20 protein-coding genes, 4 tRNA genes and 1 other RNA gene are annotated in these 21,767 nt (G+C 70.9%); 16 read left to right on the top strand and 9 right to left on the bottom strand.

From position 1 onward, the window contains the following. Positions 1-49 precede the first annotated feature (49 nt). The 7 genes from ACFY0U_RS12475 (at position 50) to ACFY0U_RS12505 (ending at position 4,277) form a co-directional block, all read left to right on the top strand. A complete protein-coding gene (locus ACFY0U_RS12475; RefSeq protein ID WP_388634117.1) occupies positions 50-676 on the top strand; it encodes a DUF2637 domain-containing protein in 627 nt (208 codons plus the stop codon). A 12-nt stretch (positions 677-688) separates the two neighbouring features. Next, a complete protein-coding gene (locus tag ACFY0U_RS12480) occupies positions 689-880 on the top strand; it encodes a mobile element transfer protein (RefSeq protein ID WP_266825088.1) in 192 nt (63 codons plus the stop codon). Between the two features lie 15 nt (positions 881-895). After that, a complete protein-coding gene (locus ACFY0U_RS12485) occupies positions 896-1,090 on the top strand; it encodes a hypothetical protein (RefSeq protein ID WP_388634120.1) in 195 nt (64 codons plus the stop codon). A 25-nt stretch (positions 1,091-1,115) separates the two neighbouring features. Next, complete coding sequence (locus ACFY0U_RS12490; protein ID WP_388634123.1) at positions 1,116-1,361, top strand: SpdD protein; 246 nt, start codon at positions 1,116-1,118, stop codon at positions 1,359-1,361. 142 nt (positions 1,362-1,503) lie between these two features. Then, complete coding sequence (locus ACFY0U_RS12495; RefSeq protein ID WP_388634342.1) at positions 1,504-2,802, top strand: replication initiator; 1,299 nt, start codon at positions 1,504-1,506, stop codon at positions 2,800-2,802. Next, positions 2,795-3,028, top strand: a complete 234-nt coding sequence (locus tag ACFY0U_RS12500) for an excisionase family DNA-binding protein (RefSeq protein WP_329337364.1) — start codon at positions 2,795-2,797, stop codon at positions 3,026-3,028. The genes ACFY0U_RS12495 and ACFY0U_RS12500 overlap by 8 nt, the downstream gene beginning before the upstream one ends. A gap of 10 nt (positions 3,029-3,038) precedes the next feature. Next, the gene (locus tag ACFY0U_RS12505; protein WP_388634127.1) at positions 3,039-4,277 is read left to right on the top strand and encodes a tyrosine-type recombinase/integrase; all 1,239 of its coding nucleotides are present in this window, start codon (positions 3,039-3,041) and stop codon (positions 4,275-4,277) included. Positions 4,278-4,356: 79 nt separating this feature from the next. Here the strand turns inward: ACFY0U_RS12505 and ACFY0U_RS12510 are convergent. Then, positions 4,357-4,444 (bottom strand) — tRNA-Ser (locus ACFY0U_RS12510). Positions 4,445-4,516: 72 nt separating this feature from the next. Here ACFY0U_RS12510 and ffs point away from each other — a divergent pair. The 6 genes from ffs to ACFY0U_RS12540 all read left to right on the top strand — a co-directional run bounded on the left by ffs (position 4,517) and on the right by ACFY0U_RS12540 (position 13,681). Further along, positions 4,517-4,615, top strand: an RNA gene (gene ffs / locus ACFY0U_RS12515) — signal recognition particle sRNA small type. 64 nt (positions 4,616-4,679) lie between these two features. Continuing rightward, positions 4,680-7,124, top strand: coding sequence for a DNA polymerase III subunit gamma and tau (locus tag ACFY0U_RS12520; protein WP_388634130.1), 2,445 nt, complete (start codon positions 4,680-4,682; stop codon positions 7,122-7,124). 269 nt (positions 7,125-7,393) lie between these two features. Further along, the gene (purD, locus tag ACFY0U_RS12525; protein WP_388634133.1) at positions 7,394-8,647 is read left to right on the top strand and encodes a phosphoribosylamine--glycine ligase; all 1,254 of its coding nucleotides are present in this window, start codon (positions 7,394-7,396) and stop codon (positions 8,645-8,647) included. Positions 8,648-9,059: 412 nt separating this feature from the next. Continuing rightward, positions 9,060-10,964 (top strand): hypothetical protein, encoded by a 1,905-nt coding sequence (locus tag ACFY0U_RS12530; protein ID WP_388634136.1) that lies wholly within the window; start codon positions 9,060-9,062, stop codon positions 10,962-10,964. Positions 10,965-11,182: 218 nt separating this feature from the next. Further along, a complete protein-coding gene (locus ACFY0U_RS12535; RefSeq protein ID WP_388634139.1) occupies positions 11,183-12,688 on the top strand; it encodes a N,N-dimethylformamidase beta subunit family domain-containing protein in 1,506 nt (501 codons plus the stop codon). Between the two features lie 93 nt (positions 12,689-12,781). Further along, entirely contained in the window at positions 12,782-13,681 is a 900-nt protein-coding gene (locus ACFY0U_RS12540; RefSeq protein ID WP_388634142.1) for a phosphoribosylaminoimidazolesuccinocarboxamide synthase, read from the top strand. Positions 13,682-13,773: 92 nt separating this feature from the next. On the opposite strand, the gene ACFY0U_RS12545 is transcribed toward ACFY0U_RS12540, so the two are convergent. The 8 genes from ACFY0U_RS12545 to ACFY0U_RS12580 form a co-directional block, all read right to left on the bottom strand. Then, positions 13,774-13,849: transfer RNA gene (locus ACFY0U_RS12545), tRNA-Gly, on the bottom strand. Positions 13,850-13,871: 22 nt separating this feature from the next. Continuing rightward, the gene (locus ACFY0U_RS12550) at positions 13,872-14,480 is read right to left on the bottom strand and encodes a response regulator (RefSeq protein WP_388634145.1); all 609 of its coding nucleotides are present in this window, start codon (positions 14,478-14,480) and stop codon (positions 13,872-13,874) included. Continuing rightward, positions 14,477-15,691 (bottom strand): sensor histidine kinase, encoded by a 1,215-nt coding sequence (locus ACFY0U_RS12555; protein ID WP_388634345.1) that lies wholly within the window; start codon positions 15,689-15,691, stop codon positions 14,477-14,479. The genes ACFY0U_RS12550 and ACFY0U_RS12555 overlap by 4 nt, the downstream gene beginning before the upstream one ends. 17 nt (positions 15,692-15,708) lie before the next feature. Then, complete coding sequence (locus tag ACFY0U_RS12560) at positions 15,709-16,485, bottom strand: ABC transporter permease (protein WP_388634148.1); 777 nt, start codon at positions 16,483-16,485, stop codon at positions 15,709-15,711. Then, on the bottom strand, positions 16,482-17,417 hold the full coding sequence (locus ACFY0U_RS12565) for an ABC transporter ATP-binding protein (RefSeq protein ID WP_388634151.1): 936 nt from the start codon (positions 17,415-17,417) through the stop codon (positions 16,482-16,484). Before ACFY0U_RS12565 ends, ACFY0U_RS12560 begins: the two co-directional genes overlap by 4 nt. A 128-nt stretch (positions 17,418-17,545) precedes the next feature. Beyond that, positions 17,546-17,618 (bottom strand) — tRNA-Gly (locus ACFY0U_RS12570). An 80-nt stretch (positions 17,619-17,698) separates the two neighbouring features. Further along, positions 17,699-17,770 (bottom strand) — tRNA-Gly (locus ACFY0U_RS12575). A gap of 134 nt (positions 17,771-17,904) precedes the next feature. After that, positions 17,905-18,222, bottom strand: a complete 318-nt coding sequence (locus ACFY0U_RS12580) for an Lsr2 family protein (protein WP_388634154.1) — start codon at positions 18,220-18,222, stop codon at positions 17,905-17,907. Positions 18,223-18,514: 292 nt separating this feature from the next. Between ACFY0U_RS12580 and purS the strand changes: the two genes are divergently transcribed. From purS to purL, 3 genes are read left to right on the top strand one after another with little or no spacing between them, the layout of a single operon-like run. Continuing rightward, the gene (purS, locus tag ACFY0U_RS12585; protein ID WP_020124274.1) at positions 18,515-18,778 is read left to right on the top strand and encodes a phosphoribosylformylglycinamidine synthase subunit PurS; all 264 of its coding nucleotides are present in this window, start codon (positions 18,515-18,517) and stop codon (positions 18,776-18,778) included. Then, complete coding sequence (gene purQ / locus ACFY0U_RS12590; RefSeq protein ID WP_388634158.1) at positions 18,775-19,455, top strand: phosphoribosylformylglycinamidine synthase subunit PurQ; 681 nt, start codon at positions 18,775-18,777, stop codon at positions 19,453-19,455. The genes purS and purQ overlap by 4 nt, the downstream gene beginning before the upstream one ends. Then, positions 19,452-21,710, top strand: coding sequence for a phosphoribosylformylglycinamidine synthase subunit PurL (purL, locus tag ACFY0U_RS12595; protein ID WP_388634161.1), 2,259 nt, complete (start codon positions 19,452-19,454; stop codon positions 21,708-21,710). Before purQ ends, purL begins: the two co-directional genes overlap by 4 nt. The last annotated feature ends 57 nt before the right edge of the window (positions 21,711-21,767 follow it).

Genomic DNA, 21,767 nt, shown 5'->3' on the forward strand with positions numbered 1-21,767 from the left:
CACGCCACGTCCCTACCCCTCCCATGCCTGAACCCGGAAGGAGCCGCTCATGCGCGCCCAACTGGCCCGCGTCGACGCGGTGCTCGTCCAGGCGCTGATCGCCGCCGCACTGTCCTTCGCCCACATCCACGACATCGCCTCGGCGGCCGGACAGGACGGATGGAAAGCGTGGGCCTACCCCGTCTCCGTCGACCTGCTGCTCGTCGCCGCCTGGCGTCGACTCCGTTCCGGCGAGGCGAAAGCGTCCGGGTGGTGCTGGTTCGTCATCGCACTCGCCGCGTCCCTCGGCGCGAACGTCGCCACCGCCGGACTGCTCGACCTGGACCACGTGCCGGCCTGGCTGCGCATCCTCGTCGCGGGCTGGCCCGCGGTCGCCTTCCTCGGCGGAACCCTCCTCGCCCACTCCACCCCGACGACGAAACCGGCCAACGACACCGAGCTCATCGAGGACCAGGAAAACGCGCCCGAACCCACCCCCGAGCCACCCGCGCAACCAGCCATCGAAGCACCGCCCGACCGCCCCGCCGTACCCGTCCCGACCGCCCTGGTCGACCACGCCCGCAAGGTCGCCACCGAACACCACACCCGCACCGGCACCCCGATCGACACTCCAACCCTTCGCGCCCGCCTCGGCGTTCCCGCGCCCATGGCGGAAGCCATCGCCGCCCAGATCTGAGGGGAGATCCGCATGCCCGCCAACCGCCGCTTCCGCAACGTCACCCGCATCGGCCCGGTCCAGGTCGCCACCTCTTACGACCAACGCGGCCGCGAGAAGCACACCGCCGCCTGCACCGCCCCGCGTTGCGGCTTCTCCTCCGACTACGACAGCCGCGCCGCCGCCGAACTGGCCGCCAACACCCACCGCTGCCCCGTCCGCTGAGAGGACCTCGCACCCGTGACCGTCAGTCTGCCGCTCGTCTTCGTCCTCGGCTTCTTCGCCTGGGGAGCGGTCAAGTTCCTCGGCGTCCGTACCTGGGTCGTCGTACTGATCGCCCTCTTCGGCTTCCTGCTCTCCCGCACCTTCATGGCCCCCGTCGTGGAGTCCGGCACGCGCACCGGCGTGGACGTCATAAACGGCTCACACGACTAGACGAGTAGATAAGGAGAACGCCGCCGTGTTCCTGCCCAAGTACCCCGACAACCCGACCCCGCCGCCCGCGCACACCCACACCCCTGCCGACCCGATGCCCGTACGGCGCTCGCTCCCGTCGGTCTCGATCGATCAGAAGACGGTCGTCGCCCTGGTCGTCGGCGGAGTCGTCCTCACCGCGCTCCTGGCGGCCGTAGCCATCACGGCCATCTCCGTAGCCGTGGCCGCCGTGGTCCTGCGCTCCCTGCTCCGCGAGCAGCATCGGCGCTGAGCCCCCGCCAGACCTCCGGGGCGGCGTCGCTCGACTAAGCATCACGCCGCCCCGGGGCCTGTTCCTCCCGACCTAGCCAGCCAGAAGGAGAAACGCCATCTTCACCCGCACCACTCCGGCCCCACTCCCGGAACTCGCGAACCTGGCCTCGCAAGGCACGCTCCCGGGTATCCTCCGCCAGCTCTCCACCCTCGGCGGCTGCACCCACCCCATCCGCCTCGACGGCCACCGCACCGAGTACGACGTCGACACCACGACCGGCGAGATCGGCGCCGTCGTCCACCAACTCGACTCGACCAGCCTTCCGGCCGGCCAACTCCTCGTCCGCTGCAACAACCGCCGTACGACCCGCTGCCCGGCCTGCGCGGAGGTCTACCGCCGCGACACCTTCCACCTGATCACCGCCGGACTGCGTGGAGGCAAGGGCACCCCGGAACAAGTCGGCGCCCACCCACGCGTGTTCGCCACCTTCACCGCCCCCGGCTTCGGCCCGGTCCACAACCGCCGCACCGACGGCCGCCCCTGCCGCTGCGGCGTCCACCACGACCAGGACGACGACGCCCTTGGCACCCCGCTCAACCCGGGCACCTACGACTACGAAGCAGCCGTTCTCTGGAATGCCCACGCGGGCGCCCTCTGGCGGCGCTTCTCGACGTACCTGCGCCGGGAGGTCGCCAAGCGTGCCGGCCTCTCCCAGCGCCGATTCCGCGACCACGCGCGCGTGTCCTTCGCCAAGGTCGCCGAGTACCAGAAGCGTGGTGCGGTCCACTTCCACGCCGTCATACGCCTCGACGGCCCGGGAGGCGGCGACACCCCGCCCCCGGCCTGGGCCACCGCCGAGCTGCTCACTGACGCCATCAACACTGCCGTAACCAAGACGAGCGTGGACGGCCCGACCATCGACGGCCGCACCCACACCTTCACCTTCGGCCGCCAACTCGACGTCCGCACCATCCGCTCCGCCGACTTCAACGACGGCCAGGAGTTGACCGAGCGAGCCGTAGCCGCGTACATCGCCAAGTACGCGACCAAGGGAGCCGAGACAGCCACGGGAGCTCTCGACCGCCCGCTCAAGTTCGCCGCCGAGCTGGCCCAGCTCGACATCAGCGACCACGCCCGCAGCCTGGTCCGCACCGCATGGGCCCTCGGCGCTCGAAAGGACCTCGAACACCTCCGCCTACGCGCCTGGGCCCACATGCTCGGCTTCCGCGGCCACTTCTCCACCAAGTCTCGCCGCTACTCCACCACCCTCGGCGCCCTCCGCGACGCCCGCGCCGAATGGCGCCGCGCACAAGCCGCCCCACCCACACGCGAGCCCGAGACGACGTACGTCCTCGCGCACTGGGTCTTCGCCGGAACAGGCCTCTCCGACGCCGAAGCCTGGCTGTCCGCATCCCTCGAACCCGCCGCCGGAACGGAAGGAGAGCCCATCCGTGGCTGAGCCCCGAGTCGTCGCTGTCGTGCCCGAACAGTTCGACCCGTCCTTGGCCCTGCTGACCGTCGAGGAAGCGGCCCGGCGGCTCCGGATCGGCCGTACGACCTGCTTCCGCCTCGTCCTTGCCGGAGAGATCGAGTCCGTCATGGTCGGGAGGCTGCGCCGAGTCCCCGCCGATGCCGTGCCCGCTTACGTCGCGAAGCTCCGCTACCGACCCGCCGAAGCTGCTTGAGGGGGATGCCATGGCAGAGAACAAGCGCAGTCGTCAGCCCAACGGAGCCTCCTCCATCTACTTCGGCAAGGACGGCAAATGGCATGGCCGAGTGACGGTCGGCGTCCGTGATGACGGCAAGCCGGACCGTCGCCACATCGAGCGGAAGACCAAGGCCGAGGTGACGCGGGCCGTCCGTGACATGGAGCGGGCCCGGGACGAGAAGAAGCTGAGGAAGCCGGGCCAGAGCTGGACCGTCCAGGCGTGGCTTGAGCACTGGGTCGAGAACATCGCCAAGCCGTACGTCTCCGAGAACACGTACGACGGCTACGAAGTCGATGTACGAGTTCACCTCGTGCCCGGCCTGGGCGCTCACAAGCTCGACAAGCTGGAGCCTGAGCACCTGGAGCGCTTCTACCGGAAGATGCAGGACGCCGGGAGCTCCGCCGGCACCGCCCACCACGCTCACCGAACGGTCCGGGTGGCCCTCGGTGAGGCCAAGCGGCGTGGGCACGTCGCCACCAACGTGGCCGAGATCGCCAAGGCTCCGCGTCTCGAAGAAGAGGACATCGAGCCGTTCACGATCGAGGAGGTTCAGAGCCTGCTCGTTGAGGCCGCCAAGCTCCGGAACAGCACGCGCTGGGTCGTCGCCCTGGCGCTTGGTCTCCGGCAGGGGGAGGCGCTCGGGCTCCACTGGGAAGACGTCGACCTGGACGCGGGATACGTCCGCATCCGCAAGAACCGTCTCCGCCCCAAGTACGCCCACGGCTGTGGAGACAACCCGTGCGGCCGGAAGGCCGGCTACTGCCCCCAGAAGCGGCAGACCCGCCGCGAGCACAAGTCCACCAAGTCCCGCGCCGGGCGTCGCACGATCGGCTTGCCCAACCCGCTGATCAAGCTCCTACGCCAACACCAGGAGGTACAGGAGAAGGAGAGGATGGCGGCCGGTACCGACTGGGAGGACAAGGGATACGTCTTCGCCTCCCCGACCGGCGGCCCTCTGAGCCCGAACACGGACTTCCACGTCTGGAAGCGACTGCTGCGGGACGCGGGCGTACGAGACGGCCGTCTTCATGACGCTCGCCACACCGCCGCGACCGTCCTCCTGATCCTCGGTGTACCGGACGTCGTGGTCGACGCGATCATGGGCTGGGAGCCTGGGGGAGCGGCCCGCATGCGCGCTCGCTACATGCACGTCACTGGAACGCTGCTGCGGAAGGTGGCCCAGCAAGTCGGCGACGCTCTCTGGGAGCTCCCGAAGACGAACTGAGACGGAAACTGAGACGGACAACGACGAAGGGCCCCGCCGCGAACGGTGGGGCCCTTCGACATCGTGCCCGGTGAGGCACTGGCGGAGGATACGAGATTCGAACTCGTGAGGGGTTGCCCCCAACACGCTTTCCAAGCGTGCGCCCTAGGCCTCTAGGCGAATCCTCCGCGGCAAACAATACAAGACGTTGAGGAGTGCTCGCGAACTCGTTCCCAGCCCCTGACATCGGGTACTGTTTGGGCAGCCCCTCACGTGGCGCTATCTGACTGAACTCCCCCAGGGCCGGAAGGCAGCAAGGGTAGGTTGGCTCTGGCGGGTGCGTGGGGGGCGCTTGCGTTTGCCGGCAAGGGTGGGCCTCGTGCGTGGGGCTGGTTGTCAGTGGGCGCCTATAACCTCGTATGCGTGTCGTCTCTCGCGCTGTACCGCCGCTATCGCCCGGAGTCGTTCGCCGAGGTCATCGGGCAGGAGCATGTCACCGACCCGTTGCAGCAGGCGCTGCGGAACAACCGGGTCAATCACGCGTACCTGTTCAGCGGTCCGCGTGGCTGCGGCAAGACGACGAGCGCCCGCATCCTGGCCCGCTGTCTGAACTGTGAGCAAGGTCCCACGCCGACCCCGTGCGGGGAGTGCCAGTCCTGCCAGGACCTGGCCAGGAACGGGCCGGGTTCCATCGACGTCATCGAGATCGACGCGGCCTCTCACGGTGGTGTGGACGACGCCCGTGAGCTGCGAGAGAAGGCCTTCTTCGGGCCCGCGAGCAGCCGGTACAAGATCTACATCATCGACGAGGCCCACATGGTCACGTCGGCCGGCTTCAATGCCTTGCTGAAGGTCGTCGAGGAGCCTCCCGAGCATCTCAAGTTCATCTTTGCCACCACCGAGCCCGAGAAGGTCATCGGGACCATCCGGTCGCGGACCCACCACTACCCCTTCCGGCTCGTGCCGCCGGGGACCCTGCGCGACTACCTCGGCGAGGTCTGCGGACACGAGAACATCCCGGTCGAGGAGGGCGTGCTGCCGCTCGTCGTGCGAGCGGGGCAGGGTTCCGTGCGTGACTCCATGTCCGTCATGGACCAGCTGCTCGCCGGCGCGAAGGAAGAGGGTGTGACGTATGCCATGGCCACCTCTCTCCTCGGCTACACCGACGGCTCGCTCCTCGACTCCGTCGTCGAGGCCTTCGCCACCGGTGACGGCGCCGCCGCCTTCGAGGTCGTCGACCGGATCATCGAGGGGGGCAACGACCCGCGGCGCTTCGTCGCGGACCTCCTGGAGCGGCTGCGCGACCTGGTGATCCTCGCCGCCGTCCCGGACGCCACGCAGACCGGCCTCATCGACGCCCCCGCCGACGTCCTGGAGCGGATGCAGGCCCAGGCCGGCATCTTCGGCGCCGCCGAGCTCAGCCGCGCCGCCGACCTCGTCAACGCGGGCCTCACCGAGATGCGGGGCGCCAACTCCCCTCGCCTCCAGCTGGAGCTGATCTGCGCGCGCGTGCTGCTGCCGGCCGCCTATGGCGACGAGCGGTCCGTGATGGCCCGGCTCGACCGGCTGGAGCGCGGTGTGAACTTCTCCGGGGGCGGGGGCGCGCCCGCGATGGGATACGTCCCCGGGCCGGAGGCGCATGGGGCGGCGGCTGCCGCGCCGGTTCCGCCGGGGGGCGGTGCCGCGGCGGCCCGGGCGGCGGTACGGGCTTCGGGTGCGCCGAGCGGACCTGCGCCCGCCGGACCTGTGACCGGCGGACCCGCAGCGAGCGGACCTGCGGCAGGCGGCGCCCCAGGCTTCGGCACCGCACCCGGTCAGCCCGGTCATCCGGGCCAGCCCGGTCATCCGGGCCAGCCCGGTCATCCGGGCCAGCCCGGTCATCCGGGTCAGGACACGGCCCCGGCCCCGACTCCGGCTTACGACGCCGGCTCGGCCCAAGCCCCGGCCGCGCCCACGGGCCCGGCACCCGGCGGCACCGGCATCACCCAGCCCCAGGCACCCGCCGCCCCCACCACCTCCACCCCCGGCGCCTGGCCCACCGCCGCACCGGCGGGCGGCGGCCGACGCCCCGGTGGCTGGCCCACGGCGACCCCCGCCGGAGGCGGCCAGCCCCCGGCCGCCCCGAGCCAACCCGCACCCACCACCCCGGCGCCGAACCAGCCCGCAGCTGCCCAGCCCGCATCCGCCCAGCCCCAGCCGGCCGCCCCCGCTGCCTACGCACCTCCGGCCGGCGGAGTCGACCCCCGCATGCTCTGGCCGAACATCCTGGAGGCCGTCAAGAACCGCCGCCGCTTCACCTGGATCCTGCTCAGCCAGAACGCCCAGGTGGCCGGCTTCGACGGCACCACCCTCCAGATCGGCTTCGTCAACGCCGGAGCCCGCGACAACTTCGTGAGCAGCGGCAGCGAGGACGTCCTGAAGCAGGCGCTGGGCGAGCAGTTCAACGTCCAGTGGAAGATCGAGGCAGTCGTCGACCCCTCGGGCGGCTCGGCACCCCCGCAGCCCGGCGGCGGCACGCCCGGCTTCAACGGCGGCGGTGGCGGCTACGGCACCCCCGGCGCATCCGGCACCCCTGGAACCTCCGGCGGCTACGGCGGAGGCGGCGCCCCCGCCCCCTCGCCGGCACAGCGCCCGGCGACCCCCGCTCCCACCCCCGCGACCCCTGCGCAGTCCCCGGCGACACCACCCCCGGCCTCCGCTCCCACCACCGCCCCCCGTCCCTCCGCCCCGGAGCCGCCCCCGGTCGCCCCCGAGGACGACATCCCCGAGGACGACGACCCCGACCTCAACGAATCGGCCCTCTCCGGCCGCGAACTGATCGTGCGGGAGCTGGGAGCGACGGTGGTGGAGGAGTTCACGAACGAGTAGGGGCTCCCCACCAGGCGCGGATACGGCACCGGCACCCGGCCGGCCAGTCGTCAGCGAGGAGCGGCAGCACGCGCGCCAGCGGGACACCACGTTCCCCGAGAGCGCCCACGGCCTCAGCGCGCCCGGAGACAGCACCGACACCGCACCGACACCGCACCGGCGCCACCCCTCCCCCCACCCCCGTTTCGGAGAAACCCACAAACCCCGTCCCCCCACCCCTTCAGCAACCCGCACAATTCCCCGAGCCCCGAGCCGGTTACGCTGACCCCGTGAAGGTCCTCGTCATCGGCAGCGGCGCCCGCGAACACGCCCTGTGCCGCTCCCTGTCCCTCGACCCCGACGTCACCGCGCTGTACTGCGCTCCCGGCAACGCCGGTATCGCCGAGGTCGCCGAGCTGCACCAGGTCGACGCCCTGGACGGCACGGCCGTCGCCGCGCTGGCCACCGGGCTCGGCGCCGAGCTCGTGATCGTCGGCCCGGAGGCACCCCTTGTCGCGGGGGTGTCCGACGCCGTGCGCGAGGCCGGTATCCCGGTCTTCGGTCCCTCCGGGGAGGCCGCGCAGCTCGAGGGCTCCAAGGCCTTCGCGAAGGACGTGATGGCGGGGGCGGGCGTCCCCACCGCGCGCTCCTACGTCTGCACGAACCCCCAGGAGGTCGACGAGGCCCTCGACGCCTTCGGCGCCCCGTACGTCGTCAAGGACGACGGTCTCGCGGCCGGCAAGGGCGTCGTCGTCACGCCCGACCTGGAGGTCGCCAGGGCGCACGCCAACTCCTGTGAGCGCGTCGTCATCGAGGAGTTCCTCGACGGCCCCGAGGTCTCCCTCTTCGCCGTCACCGACGGCGAGACCGTCGTCCCGCTCCAGCCCGCCCAGGACTTCAAGCGTGCCCTGGACGGCGACGAGGGCCCGAACACCGGCGGCATGGGCGCGTACTCCCCGCTGCCCTGGGCCGACCCGAAGCTGGTGGAAGAGGTCCTTGAGACCGTCCTCCAGCCGACCGTCGACGAGATGCGCCGACGCGGCACCCCCTTCTCCGGGCTCCTTTACGCCGGCCTCGCGATCACCTCGCGCGGAGTCCGCGTCATCGAGTTCAACGCCCGTTTCGGCGACCCCGAGACCCAGGTGGTCCTGGCCCGTCTGAAGACTCCCCTCGCGGGTCTCCTGCTGGCCGCCGCCAAGGGCGACCTCGCCGACCTGGCGCCCCTGCGCTGGAGCGACGACGCCGCGGTCACCGTGGTCGTGGCCTCGCACAACTACCCCGGCACCCCGCGCACCGGCGACCCGATCACAGGCCTCGACGAGGTGGCCGCCGAGGACGCCCCGCACGCGTACGTCCTGCACGCCGGCACCAAGCACGACGGCGACGCCGTGGTCAGCGCCGGCGGCCGCGTCCTGTCCGTCACGGCGACCGGCAAGGATCTGCACGAGGCCCGCGACCGCGCGTACCAGGCGGTCTCCCGCATCCGTCTCGACGGCTCCCAGCACCGTACGGACATCGCGGCGAAGGCCGCGGCGGGCGAGTAGCCAGGACAACCCGAGTAGCCGAAACGACCGGAATACCTGGAACAACCGGCAGACCGGATGAACCCGACAGGCCCCGAATCCGTCTCAGGATTCGGGGCCTGACGCGTGCCCGGCCCGGGCACCGGCCCGCCGCAGACCGGGCACCGCACGCCGGACGGGGGCTGAACTTGGGTCAAGAACCAAGGCCTGATCTTCGCTGTCCGTCATCCACCTTTCCCCAAAGCCATTCCATCGAGTGACCGCTCCCTTTTCCGGCTGACGTGGGCCGGGGCCCCAACTAAGGTGCGGCGCAAGCGTTCCGGCACTTGGCCCACCGGCATTGCGATGTCAGTGGTGGGTGCCACAGTGGGGGAGTGAGCAACGCCAGGACAGTCAGGCAGCCAGGACACCAGGGAGGGGGTGACACCCGGTCGTGACCGGTATGGGTGGAGAGGCGGTCGCACAGGCCGCGCGTTCCCGAGCGCTCGCCGTGCTGCGCATCCGCAGCCGCGCGCTCGCCGTCGCGCTGCTGCCGGCGGCCGTCGCCGTGGTGCTGTACGCCGGAAGCTCCACCGGCCACTTCGTGGGCCCCGGCTGGCAGGCCGCCCGCTGGGTCGTCACGCCGTTCGCCGTGCTGGTCCTGCTGGCCGCCGCCGGCATCGCCCTGGTCGTCGCCCGTGCCCGCCCCGCCATGAGCCCGACGGTCGCGATCGCCGAGGAGTCGGCGCCGGACCTGTACCGCATGGTGCGCGACCTGGCCGACCGTCTCGACGTGCCCGCCCCGTCCGCGATAGCGCTCACCCCGGACTGCGACAGCTGGCTGGAGGACCGCACCCATCCGTCCCACGGCCCGCCGTTGCGAGAGGCCCGCGACGAGCTCACGGGCGCCCGCGGCTCGCGGCGCACGACGGCGGCGCCCGTCCTGGTCATCGGCTCCCCGTTCCTGTGGTGGATGCGGGTCGGTGAGCTCCGCGCCGTCCTCGCCCCGGTCGTCGCCGGTACGGGCCCCTCGGCCCACCCGGACATAGCCGCGGCCCGCCGTTTCGTCCGCGGCCTGGACGCCGCGGTGGCCGTCGCCTCGACATCCGGCCGCTGCCCGATGACCCGCGCGGTGTGCGCCGGCGTCGGCTGGGTGGCCCGGCTGCTGCTGCACAGCTGCCGGGAGCACGCGTCCCAGATGGAGCGAGGGGTCGCCGCCGCGGCGGCCGAGCGTGCACAGGCTGTGGACTACGGCCTGCGGATCGTCGCCCAGGAGCAGGTGGGCCTGGCCTACGCCGGCTGGGACCGTCTCCTGACCCGTGTGGCGCTGCCCGCCTGGCGGATGGGCCGCTGGCCGTCCCGCCTGGACGCGGGAGTGGTGGCGGCGCTCACGGAGCTCTCCCGCCGGGACCGCCTGGCCGAGGGCTTCGCCTCCCGTCTGGGTGAGCGCCCCGCCTGTGACCTCCTGGAGGAACCCGGCACGATCGACGAGGCCACCTCCCTCCTCGCCGCCCGCCTCTTCCACGGCGGCCCGGCGGAGTCCGGCCCCGACTGGTCCCCGGTCGACTGGCAGGAGTACCCGGAAGAGGTCGTCGACCGAAAGTGGCGCCTCGACGCGGCCCGCCTCCACCGAGTCCTGGACGCCCAGGGCGTACGCCGGACCCCCGAGACCACGGGCCCGGAGACGGACGGCCCGACCCTGTCCCGGGTCCTGGACTACCTCGCGGCACCGACCGAACCCGAGGCACCGACCGAGCCCGCAGCGCTACGGAAAGACTCGGACGAGCCCACAGCCGCACCGACACTCGAACCCGCAGCCGCCGACGGCGACCAGGCCCCCACCCCACAGGAGCCACCCGCCCCCGACGGCGAAACCGTCATGGCCGTCGCGGGCGGGATCGCAACAGCCGAAGCCGAAGTCGAAGCTGAGGACGAGGCTGACGCCGAAGCCGAGGCCGACGCCGACGAACAAGAAAACGAACGCACCACCACCCTCGCCGCAGGCCTCACCGCGGAACTGGCGCGCGAAGAAGCCACCGCCCCCACCACCCAGGGCCCCGACACCACCCTCTGGGACGACGGCGCGCTGCCCCTCTTCCCGCCCCAAGCACCCCGCACATCCCGCGAACTCCTCACCGACCACGTCACAGCCATGGTCTGCTGCGCCGCGATGGACACCGCCGGTGCCACCCCCGGCCTCGACTGGCTCGACGGCCCGACCCTCCTCATCAACGGCGACCGCGCGGCCGACCTCACCCCCGTGGTCCTCAGCCTCGTCGTGGACGGCGACCCGGTGCCCCTGCGCACCTGGCTCCTGGAGTCCGGCATACGCCCGGAGAAGCCGGTCCGCCTCGTCTGAGCGAGCCCCGTCGGCCGGAAGGCCCCGCACAACTCCCTTACCGGAAGCCCTCGTTCCACTTTCGGCCAATTCGCAACGAATAGTGACCGCGTGCGTGCGTAATGTGATGTGCTGGGACCGATCGCGCACATGGCAAGGGCTTACGACATAAGACAGACGTCACACGCACGAACGGACGACCGCACTCACACACGGGGGCACGAGGGAGGGGAGCAGCCATGGGGTCGGAGCAGATCCGCCGCTGGGAGTCGGGAGCGCTGGCGCACGCGGTGACGGACCCCTTCGGCCAGGGTCCCGTCCCCTGGCTCCGCGGTGACGAGACGTACTTCGACGACACGGGCCAGGTGGTCCCCTGGTACGTGGACGGAGCCCAGCAGCCGACCCCCGCCGGCGGCCGCAGGGACACCCCCCGCATCCCGGCCCCCCGCGCCACCGGCGGCCCCCGCGCCGCGGACGACGTGCGCCGCCAGATCAAGGGCTTCACCTCGACCAGCGCGGTCGCCCCCGGTGAGGCCATCGACTTCCACATCACGGTCGACCCGCCCCAGGAGTTCAGCGTCGATGTGTACCGCATCGGCCACTACGGCGGTGACGGCGCGGCCAAGATCACCACCAGCCCCCGCCTCTCCGGCATCGTCCAGCCCTCGCCGCTCACCGCGGACCGCACGGTCTCCTGCCACCACTGGTGGCTGAGCTGGCGCCTGCAGATCCCCTCCTTCTGGAGCATCGGGGCGTACGTGGCCGTCCTGACCACCGCGGACGGCTACCGCTCCCACGTCCCGTTCACCGTCCGCCACGACCACCCGGCGGACCTGCTGCTCCTCCTGCCCGACGTCACCTGGCAGGCGTACAACCTCTACCCGGAGGACGGCCGCACGGGCGCCAGCCTCTACCACGCCTGGGACGAGGACGGCCGCCTGCTGGGCGAGTCCGACGCGGCCACGACCGTCTCCTTCGACCGCCCGTACGCAGGCGCCGGCCTCCCCCTGCACGTGGGCCACGCCTACGACTTCATCCGGTTCGCCGAGCGCTACGGCTACGACCTCGCCTACGCCGACGCCCGCGATCTACACTCCGGCCGTGTCGACCCCACCCGCTACCGAGGCCTGGTCTTCCCGGGGCACGACGAGTACTGGTCGGCGAACATGCGCCGCACCGTGGAGCGGGCCCGCGACCACGGCACATCGCTGGTCTTCCTCTCCGCCAACACCATGTACTGGCAGGTGGAGTTGGGCCCGTCCCCGTCCGGCGTCCCCGACCGCCTCCTGACCTGCCGCAAGCGCAGGGGCCCGGGCCGGCCGGTGCTGTGGCGGGAGGTCGACCGCCCCGAGCAGCAGGTGGTCGGCATCCAGTACGCGGGCAGGGTCCCCGACCCTCACCCGCTGATCGTGCGCAACGCCGACCACTGGCTCTGGGAGGCCACCGGCGCCCACGACGGCGACGAGATCGAGGGACTGGTCGCGGGCGAGGCCGACCGCTACTTCCCGCGCACCCCGCTCCCCGAGCACGACGACCGCATCCTGCTCGCCCACTCCCCGTACACCGACACCGAGGGCGCCCTCCGCCACCAGGAGACCTCCCTCTACCGCGCCCCCTCCGGCGCCCTGGTCTTCGCGTCCGGCACCTTCGCGTGGTCCCCGTCCCTGGACCGCCCCGGACATGTGGACCCCCGCGTCCAGCGCGCCACCGCCAACCTGCTGGACCACATCTGCAAGCGCGACTGACGCCGAAAAGCACAGGCCACAGACCCCCTGTCCAGGACTGGCCACCTCATACGGGACAATCGAGCCACTTGGACAGAACCACGGGGAGGAACCGTGTCCGGATTCGTAGAAAAGCCCGAGCCGCTTCAGGTTCCGGGCCTGGTGCACCTCCACACCGGCAAGGTGCGTGAGCTGTACCAGAACGAGGCGGGCGACCTCGTGATGGTCGCCAGCGACCGCATCTCCGCGTACGACTGGGTGCTGCCGACCGAGATCCCCGACAAGGGCCGGGTCCTCACCCAGCTGTCCCTGTGGTGGTTCGACCAGATCGCCGATCTCATCCCCAACCACGTCCTGAGCACCGACCTGCCCGAGGGCGCCCCGGCCGACTGGGCCGGCCGCACCCTCGTCTGCAAGTCGTTGCAGATGGTCCCGGTGGAGGCGGTGGCCCGCGGCTACCTCACCGGCTCGGGCCTGGTCGAGTACAACGAGTCCCGCACGGTCTGCGGCCTCGCCCTTCCCGAGGGCCTCGTCGACGGCAGCGAACTCCCCGCCCCGATCTTCACCCCGGCCACCAAGGCCGAGGTCGGTGAGCACGACGAGAACGTCTCCTACGAGGAGGTCGCCCGCCAGGTCGGCGCCGACACCGCCGCCCGGCTGCGGCAGGCCACCCTCGCCGTCTACTCGCGCGGCCGTGACATCGCCCGGGACCGCGGCATCATCCTCGCGGACACCAAGTTCGAGTTCGGCTTCGAGGGCGAGACCCTGGTCCTCGCGGACGAGATCCTCACCCCGGACTCCTCCCGCTTCTGGCCGGCCGACCAGTGGGAGCCGGGCCGTGCGCAGCCGTCGTACGACAAGCAGTTCGTGCGTGACTGGCTGACCTCGGCGGAGTCCGGCTGGGACCGCAAGAGCGAGCAGCCGCCGCCGGCGCTGCCGCAGGAGGTCGTGGACGCGACCCGCGCCAAGTACATCGAGGCGTACGAGCGACTGACCGGCACCAGCTGGTCGTAACGCGAGAGGCCCCCGGGAAACCGGGGGCACCGCACACGCCCGACGTCGCAAGCCCACGCAAAAGCCCCCGGCCGGAACCGGGGGCTTTCATCTGGAGCGAACGACGAGGTTCGAACTCGCGACCTCAACCTTGGCAAGGTTGCGCTCTACCAACTGAGCTACGTTCGCATGCGCCGTGGCGCGACAACCACTATACCCAACCTCGCTCCCGGGCGAGCCGCACCGCGGCGTGCCGGTTCTCTGCCCCGAGCTTCGACACCGCCGACGACAGATAGTTCCGCACGGTCCCCTGCGACAGCGCGGCCCGCTCGGCGATCTCCGCGACGGGCGCCCCGTCGGCGGCGAGTTCCAGCACCTCGGCCTCGCGCGCGGTCAGCGGGGAGTCCCCGGCGGAGATCGCGTCGGCGGCCAACTCGGGGTCGACGTACCGCTGTCCGGCATGCACCCTGCGGATGATCTCGGCGAGCTTCTGCGCGCTCACGGTCTTCGGGACGAACCCCCGCACACCGGCCCCAAGGGCCCGCTTGAGATGCCCGGGCCGCCCATGGCTGGTCACGATCAGCACCTTGCAGCCGGGCAGTTCGGTGCGCAGGGATGTGGCGACCTTCACACCGTCCGCGCCGGGCATCTGGAGATCCAGTACGGCGACGTCGGGAGCGTGCGCCTTGGCCATCGCCAGCGCCTCGGGACCGGACGCGGCCTCGGCGACGATGACGAGGTCGTCCTCCAGCGCGAGCAGCGCCGCCAGCGCGCCCCGGATCAGATGCTCGTCGTCGGCGAGCAGCAGTCTGACCGTCATGCCGTGACCTCGCTCACCCGCAGCGGCACCTCGGCCACCAGCCGGAACACCCCGTCCTTCACAGCCCCCGCCTCCAACGTCCCGTCCACGGCCGCCAGCCGCTCCCGCAGCCCGGCCAGCCCCGAGCCTCCGCTGCCCGCCGCGCAGGCTGCCCCGTCGTTCTCGACGGTCAGCACCACACGCCCCTCCCTGACCCGCACCACGACCTCGCACCGCCCGGCGTCCCCGTGCCGCAGCACGTTCGTCGTCGCCTCCCGCACGACCCACCCGAGCGCCGACTGCACGTCCAGCGGCAGCCCGGCGGCCTCCCCGGTCACCGTGCACGAGATCCCAGCCGCCTCCAACACTCCTTGCGCACCGGCCAGTTCGACCCCGAGATCGGCCTCCCGGTACCCTCGTACGACATCCCGCACCTCGCGCTGCGACTCCTGCGCGATGCGCTGCACCTCGACCATCTGCTCCTCGGCCTCCGGCCGACCCCGCCGCGCCAGCTGCACGGCGAGCTCGCTCTTGAGCGCGATCACGGCGAGGTTCCGCCCCATGACGTCGTGCAGATCGCGCCCGAACCGCAGCCGCTCCTCGGCGACGGCGAGCCGGGCCCTTGTCTCGCGGGCCTCGTCGAGCTCGTAGACGGCGTTGAGCAGCCAGACCGAGAAGGCGGCGGAGAAGGCGATGAACGCGCCGCCGAGCAGTACCAGGAACGCGCTGAGCAGAGCGGTGGAAGCGGGCCGGCCCATCGCGATGCCGACGAGCCACGCACCCGCCCCGAAGCCCACGACGACGGCGTACACGTGCCGTCGGCTGCGGGCGCCGAGCGCGATGGTGCCCATCCCGAAGATCAGCACGACGCCGAAGACCCCGCCTGCCGCGGTGTCGGCGCCGTCACCGGCCGGACCGTACTCGGCCACGGCGGCCGCCGTGAGGGCGACCGCAGCGGTGACGGCGCCGAAGGTCCACAACAGCCGTGCGGGGTGCTCACGCCGGCCGCACACCCAGTCCACCGCCCGTGACACGGTCAGGGCGCAGACCGCCGCGTGCGCGGTCGCCGCGAGCGTCAGCCAGACGGCCGGCCCGGGGGTGAGTGCGTTGGCGACCGACAGCCCGACCGTCACGACCTCGAGCACCGCGAAGAAGTGGAACGTCCACCGGGTGTACGTCTCGACCTTCTGCGGCGTGTTCTTCCCCCGCCACCACTCGCCCGGCCCGCGCATCCCGCCGCCCCCCTGCGTCAACGTCGCGGCTCCCACCGGAACCACCGCCGTACAGCAAACACGCCCAGGACCGTCCAGGCCAGCACGGTGAGGACGGCGCCCAGCACCTCGTACACCGAAAGCTCCCCGGTCCAGCCGCCGCGCACCAGGGTGATCACGGGGGTCAGCGGCAGCAGCTCGCACACCGACGCCATCCGGTCGGGCAGCACCTCCAGCGGGACGGCCATGCCGGAGCCGAGCATCGAGACGAGCATCACGGGCAGCGTGGTGACCTGGGCGCTCTCGGTGGTACGGGTGAACGCCGAGGTCACCGCCGCGAGCAGGGCGCACAGGACGACCCCCAGGAGCAGGGCCAGTACCGCGAGATGGGGCGCGCGGGGCGCGGGGACGTCGAGGAGGACCGTGCAGCCGACCGCCAGGACGACGGACTGCGCCAGGCCCGTGGTGACGGCCGGCAGGGCGGACCCGGCGAGGATCTCGTTGTCCCGCAGCTCACCGGTGCGCAGCCGCTTGAGGACGAGTTCCTCGCGACGGGCGGTGAAGACACCGACGAGCGCCCCGTACACCGCGAAGATCAGCGAGAACCCGATCGCGGCGGACAGGACGACGGTGCCGGCACTGAGACCGGACTCCTCGAGGTCCATGTCCTTGGTCGCCGACCACACGCTGAACGGAAGGACCAGCGGTACGAACAGGGCGGCGACGAGTGTTCCCCTGCTCCGCCCGAGCAGGGTCGCCTCGGCGCGGGCCAGCGCCGTCATCCGGCTCGCCGGGGTGGTGATCGTCCCGCTCATGCCACCTTCTCCTTCGTCTGGAACTCCCGCGCGATCCCCAGGAACGCCTCCTCCAGGGAGGCCGAGCGCACATCGAGCCGGTGCAGCTCGACCCCCGCCGCCGAAGCCCAGGTCAGCACCCCTGTCGCCGCCCGCTGCAGCTCCCGCGTCCGCAGCCTTACGGCCCTACCGTCGACCTCGTGGGACAGCACCCCGAGCTCCCCGAGCGGCGGCAGATCGCCCACGAAGTACCCCTCGGGCAGCTCGAAGGAGATCCGCGACGGCTGCCCGGCGGTCACCTCGGCCGGCGTCCCGGCGACCGCGATCCGCCCCTCGTGCAGGATGGCGAGCCGGTCGGCGAGGCCCTCGGCCTCCTCCAGATAGTGCGTGGTCAGCAGCACCGTCGTACCGCCGTCGCGCAGTGCCCGCACCAACTCCCAGGTGTCCCGCCGCCCTTCCGCGTCGAGCCCGGTCGTCGGCTCGTCCAGGAACAGCACCTCCGGGTTCCCGAGCAGCGCGAGCGCCAGGTCCAGGCGCCGCCGCTCACCCCCGGACAACTGCTTCACGCGGACGCCGGTCCGCCGCGCGAGCCCGACGAGCTCCAGCGCCTCCAGCGGCGGCCGCGCCCCGCTGACGCAGCCGGCCCACATCCGCGCGGTCTCGGCGACGGTGAGCTCGGACGGGAACCCGCCCTCCTGGAGCATCACGCCGGTGCGCGGCCGGACGACGGCCCGCTCCTCGTAGGGGTCGTGCCCGAGCACCCGCACCCGGCCGGCGGCCGGTCGTGCGAGTCCCTCCAGCAGCTCGACCGTGGATGTCTTGCCGGCACCGTTGGTGCCGAGCAGTGCGAAGATCTCGCCCCGGTCCACGGAGAAGCTGATCCCGCGGACCGCTTCGAACCCGCCCCCGTAGACGCGTCGCAGGTCGGTGACCTCAATCACGTTCGTGTTCATGGTCCAAGCATCTCGGCGTCCCGGGCCCGGAAGGAGTGCGCGCTGTCATCACTCGACATGACAAATGTCAGGGGTACGCCAAGCACGAAAAAGCCCCCCGACAGAAGCCGGGGGGCCTTCGAATCAAGAGCGAACGACGAGGTTCGAACTCGCGACCTCAACCTTGGCAAGGTTGCGCTCTACCAACTGAGCTACGTTCGCATTGCCTCCGACCGGCTCTCACCGATCGGCGCGAGCACCATCCTACCTGATCCACAAGAGTGGTCAGACCGGCGATGCAGAGCGGGTGACAGGAATTGCACACTGCGCCTTCCCCCTGGAAGGGGGATGTTCTGCTACTGAACTACACCCGCATGTACTCCGTGGGCTGGGCTTTTCCGTCCCCGCCCCTCGGCGTGCTCCAGACTCTAGCCGACCGGGTGGGGTGCAACGCAAGTCGGTTGTCCTCAGGGTCCGCTGACGGACCCTGAGCACGCCCGGTGAGCCGTCACTGCGCCGCGGTGAACGCCTCGTAGACCTTCTTGGGGATGCGGCCGCGCGCGGGCACGTCCATCTTGTTCGCCTGGGCCCAGGCGCGGACGGCGGCCGGGTCGGGGGCGACCTCCGTCTGCCGGTAGGCCTTGCCGGACTTCGACCGCTTGCGGCCGGCGTCCACGTAGGGCTCGAGCGCCTTACGCAGTTTCTTGGCATTCGCTTGATTCAGGTCGATCTCGTACGACTTGCCATCGAGTCCGAAGGCGATCGTTTCCGCCGCTTCCGAGCCGTCGATGTCGTCAAAGAGAGTGACCACGACCTTCTGCGCCACGAATATCGGTCCCTTCATACGGCACTTGCCAATTCATTTGTACAGTGCCCGACAATGCAATGGGAAGCCCGACTAAATCCTTCCGCGTGTCTGAGCGCAATAGGTATCGGGTGTCGATCGCGGATCTTTCCTGGAAATTTTCGTGAACACGGCCGTCGATACCGGATCGTGACGGCAGTCACGTAGTTTCCTACAAGTCGACGCGCGTAGAAATTTTGTGCGGGTAGTCTGAAGACACTGTTGGACGGACACCTTCAGCAACCTTGCTCAGCACCACACACCGGGAGTGCCAGTGGCACGCGTCGTAGTCGACGTCATGCTCAAGCCGGAGATCCTCGACCCCCAGGGCCAGGCGGTGCAGCGCGCACTGCCGCGTCTGGGTTTCGAAGGCATCTCCGACGTACGTCAGGGAAAGCGATTCGAACTGGAAGTTGACGGACCGGTCGACGAGGCCGTGCTCGCCCGCATCCACGATCTTGCGGAATCCTTCCTCGCCAACACCGTGATCGAGGACTTCACCGTGAAGGTGGAAGAAGTCGCGGAGGCCGCGAAGTGACCGCTCGTATTGGCGTCGTCACTTTCCCGGGGAGTCTCGACGACCGGGACACCCAGCGCGCGATCCGCCTCGCGGGTGCCGAACCGGTCGCCCTCTGGCACAAGGACAAGGACCTCCACCAGGTCGACGCCGTGGTGCTGCCCGGCGGTTTCTCCTACGGCGACTATCTGCGGGCCGGCGCCATCTCCCGCTTCTCGCCCGTGATGGAGACGGTCATCGAGCAGGCCAAGGCGGGCCTCCCGGTCCTCGGTATCTGCAACGGCTTCCAGGTCCTCACCGAGGCCCACCTGCTGCCCGGCGGGATGCTCGGCAACGACCACCTGCACTTCATCTGCCGCGACCAGAAGCTGCGGGTGGAGAACGCGCAGACGTCCTGGACCAGCGACTACACCGCCGGCCAGGAGATCCACATCCCGCTGAAGAACATGGACGGCCGGTACGTGGCCGACCAGTACACGCTGGACAAGCTGGAGGCCGAGGGCCGGGTCGCGTTCCGCTACCTCGACTTCAACCCGAACGGCTCGCTCAACGACATCGCGGGCATCACCAACGAGGCCGGGAACGTCGTAGGCCTCATGCCGCACCCGGAGCACGCCGTGGAGCCGCTCATCGGCTCCGGCCGCACCGACGGCCTCCCCTTCTTCACCTCGATCCTCAAGAAGCTGGTCAACGCATGAGCCGGACGCCTCTGGACACGGTCGAGCACGCGGCCGAGACCCCCGACGTCGAGCTGCCCTGGGCCGAACTGGGCCTGAAGAAGGACGAGTACGAGCGGGTCGTGGAGATCCTCGGCCGCCGGCCCACCGGTGCCGAGCTCGCCATGTACTCGGTCATGTGGTCCGAGCACTGCTCCTACAAGTCCTCGAAGGTGCACCTGCGCCAGTTCGGCGAGAAGGCCCCCCAGTCGGACGCGCTGCTCGTGGGCATCGGCGAGAACGCGGGCGTCGTGGACGTCGGCCAGGGCTACGCGGTCACCTTCAAGGTCGAGTCGCACAACCACCCGTCCTACGTCGAGCCCTACCAGGGCGCGGCCACGGGTGTCGGCGGCATCGTCCGCGACATCATCGCGATGGGCGCGCGTCCGGTCGCGGTCGTGGACCCGCTGCGCTTCGGTGCGGCCGACCACCCGGACACCAAGCGGGTGCTCCCCGGTGTCGTCGCCGGCATCGGCGGCTACGGCAACTGCCTGGGCCTGCCCAACATCGGCGGCGAGGTCGTCTTCGACGCCTGCTACCAGGGCAACCCGCTGGTCAACGCCGGTGCCATCGGTGTGATGCGGCACGAGGACATCCACCTCGCGAAGGCCTCCGGCGCGGGCAACAAGGTCATCCTGTACGGGGCCCGGACGGGCGGTGACGGCATCGGTGGCGCGTCCATCCTCGCTTCCGAGACCTTCGACGACGCCAAGCCCTCGAAGCGTCCGGCCGTGCAGGTCGGCGACCCCTTCCAGGAGAAGCTCCTCATCGAGTGCACCCTGGAGGCGTTCGCCGAGAAGCTGGTCGTCGGTATCCAGGACCTGGGTGCGGCGGGCCTGTCGTGCGCGACGAGTGAGCTGGCGTCGAACGGCTCGGGCGGCATGCGCGTGACGCTGGACGACGTACCCCTTCGCGACTCGACCCTCTCGCCCGAGGAAATCCTCATGAGCGAGTCGCAGGAACGCATGTGCGCGGTCGTGGAGCCGGAGAAGGTCGACCGGTTCCTGGAGATCTGCGACAAGTGGGACGTCATCGCCACCGTCATCGGTGAGGTCACCGACGGCGACCGTCTGGAGATCTACTGGCACGGCGGCAAGATCGTCGACGTCGACCCGCGCACGGTCGCGCACGACGGCCCGGTCTACGAGCGCCCGTACGCCCGCCCGTCCTGGCAGGACGAGCTCCAGGCGGACGACGCGAACAAGCTGCCGCGGCCTTCCTCGGGTGAAGAGCTGAAGGACCAGGTCCTGAAGCTGGTGGCGTCCCCGAACCAGGCTTCCAAGAAGTGGATCACCTCGCAGTACGACCACTTCGTGCAGGGCAACACGGTGCTGGCCCAGCCCGAGGACTCGGGCATGATCCGCATCGACGAGGAGACCGGCCTCGGCGTCGCCATCGCGACGGACGGCAACGGCCGCTACGCGAAGCTGGATCCGTACGCGGGCGCGCAGTTGGCGCTCTCGGAGGCGTACCGCAATGTCGCCACGACGGGCGCCAAGCCGCTCGCCGTGTCGGACTGCCTGAACTTCGGCTCGCCCGAGGACCCGGCGGTGATGTGGCAGTTCGCGGAGGCGATCCGTGGACTGGCGGACGCCTGCCAGCAGTTGGGGACCCCGGTGACCGGCGGCAATGTGTCGCTCTACAACCAGACGGGCGAGGTGGCCATCCACCCCACCCCGGTGGTCGCGGTCCTGGGTGTCATCGACGACGTGGCGCGTCGCACGCCGGTCGCCTTCCAGGAGGAGGGCCAGCTGCTGTACCTCCTCGGCGACACGCGTGAGGAGTTCGGCGGTTCGGCCTGGTCGCAGGTCGTGCACGACCACCTCGGCGGCCTTCCCCCGAAGGTCGACCTGGAGCGTGAGCGTCTGCTGGCCGAGATCCTGATCTCCGCCTCCCGCGACGGCATGATCGACTCCGCGCACGACCTCTCCGACGGCGGCCTGATCCAGGCGGTCGTGGAGTCGGCCCTGCTCGGCGGCAAGGGCGCGCGTCTGGTCGTACCGGACGGGCTCGACGCCTTCACCCTCCTCTTCTCCGAGTCGGCGGGCCGCGCGGTCGTCGCCGTGCCGCGCTCCGAGGAGCTCCGCTTCAACGACATGTGCGGTGCGCGCGGCCTTCCGGTCACCCGCATCGGTGTCGTGGACGGGGAGACGGTCGAGCTCCAGGGCGAGTTCGAGCTGTCCCTGGAGGAGCTGCGCACGGCGCACGAGGAGACGATCCCGGCGCTGCTCGCGTAGTCAGTCCTACGACAGGAAGGTCCCGTCCGACCCATGGACGGGACCTTTTTGGTCATC

The organism is Streptomyces sp. NPDC001536 (assembly GCF_042894505.1).
GTDB lineage: Bacteria > Actinomycetota > Actinomycetes > Streptomycetales > Streptomycetaceae > Streptomyces.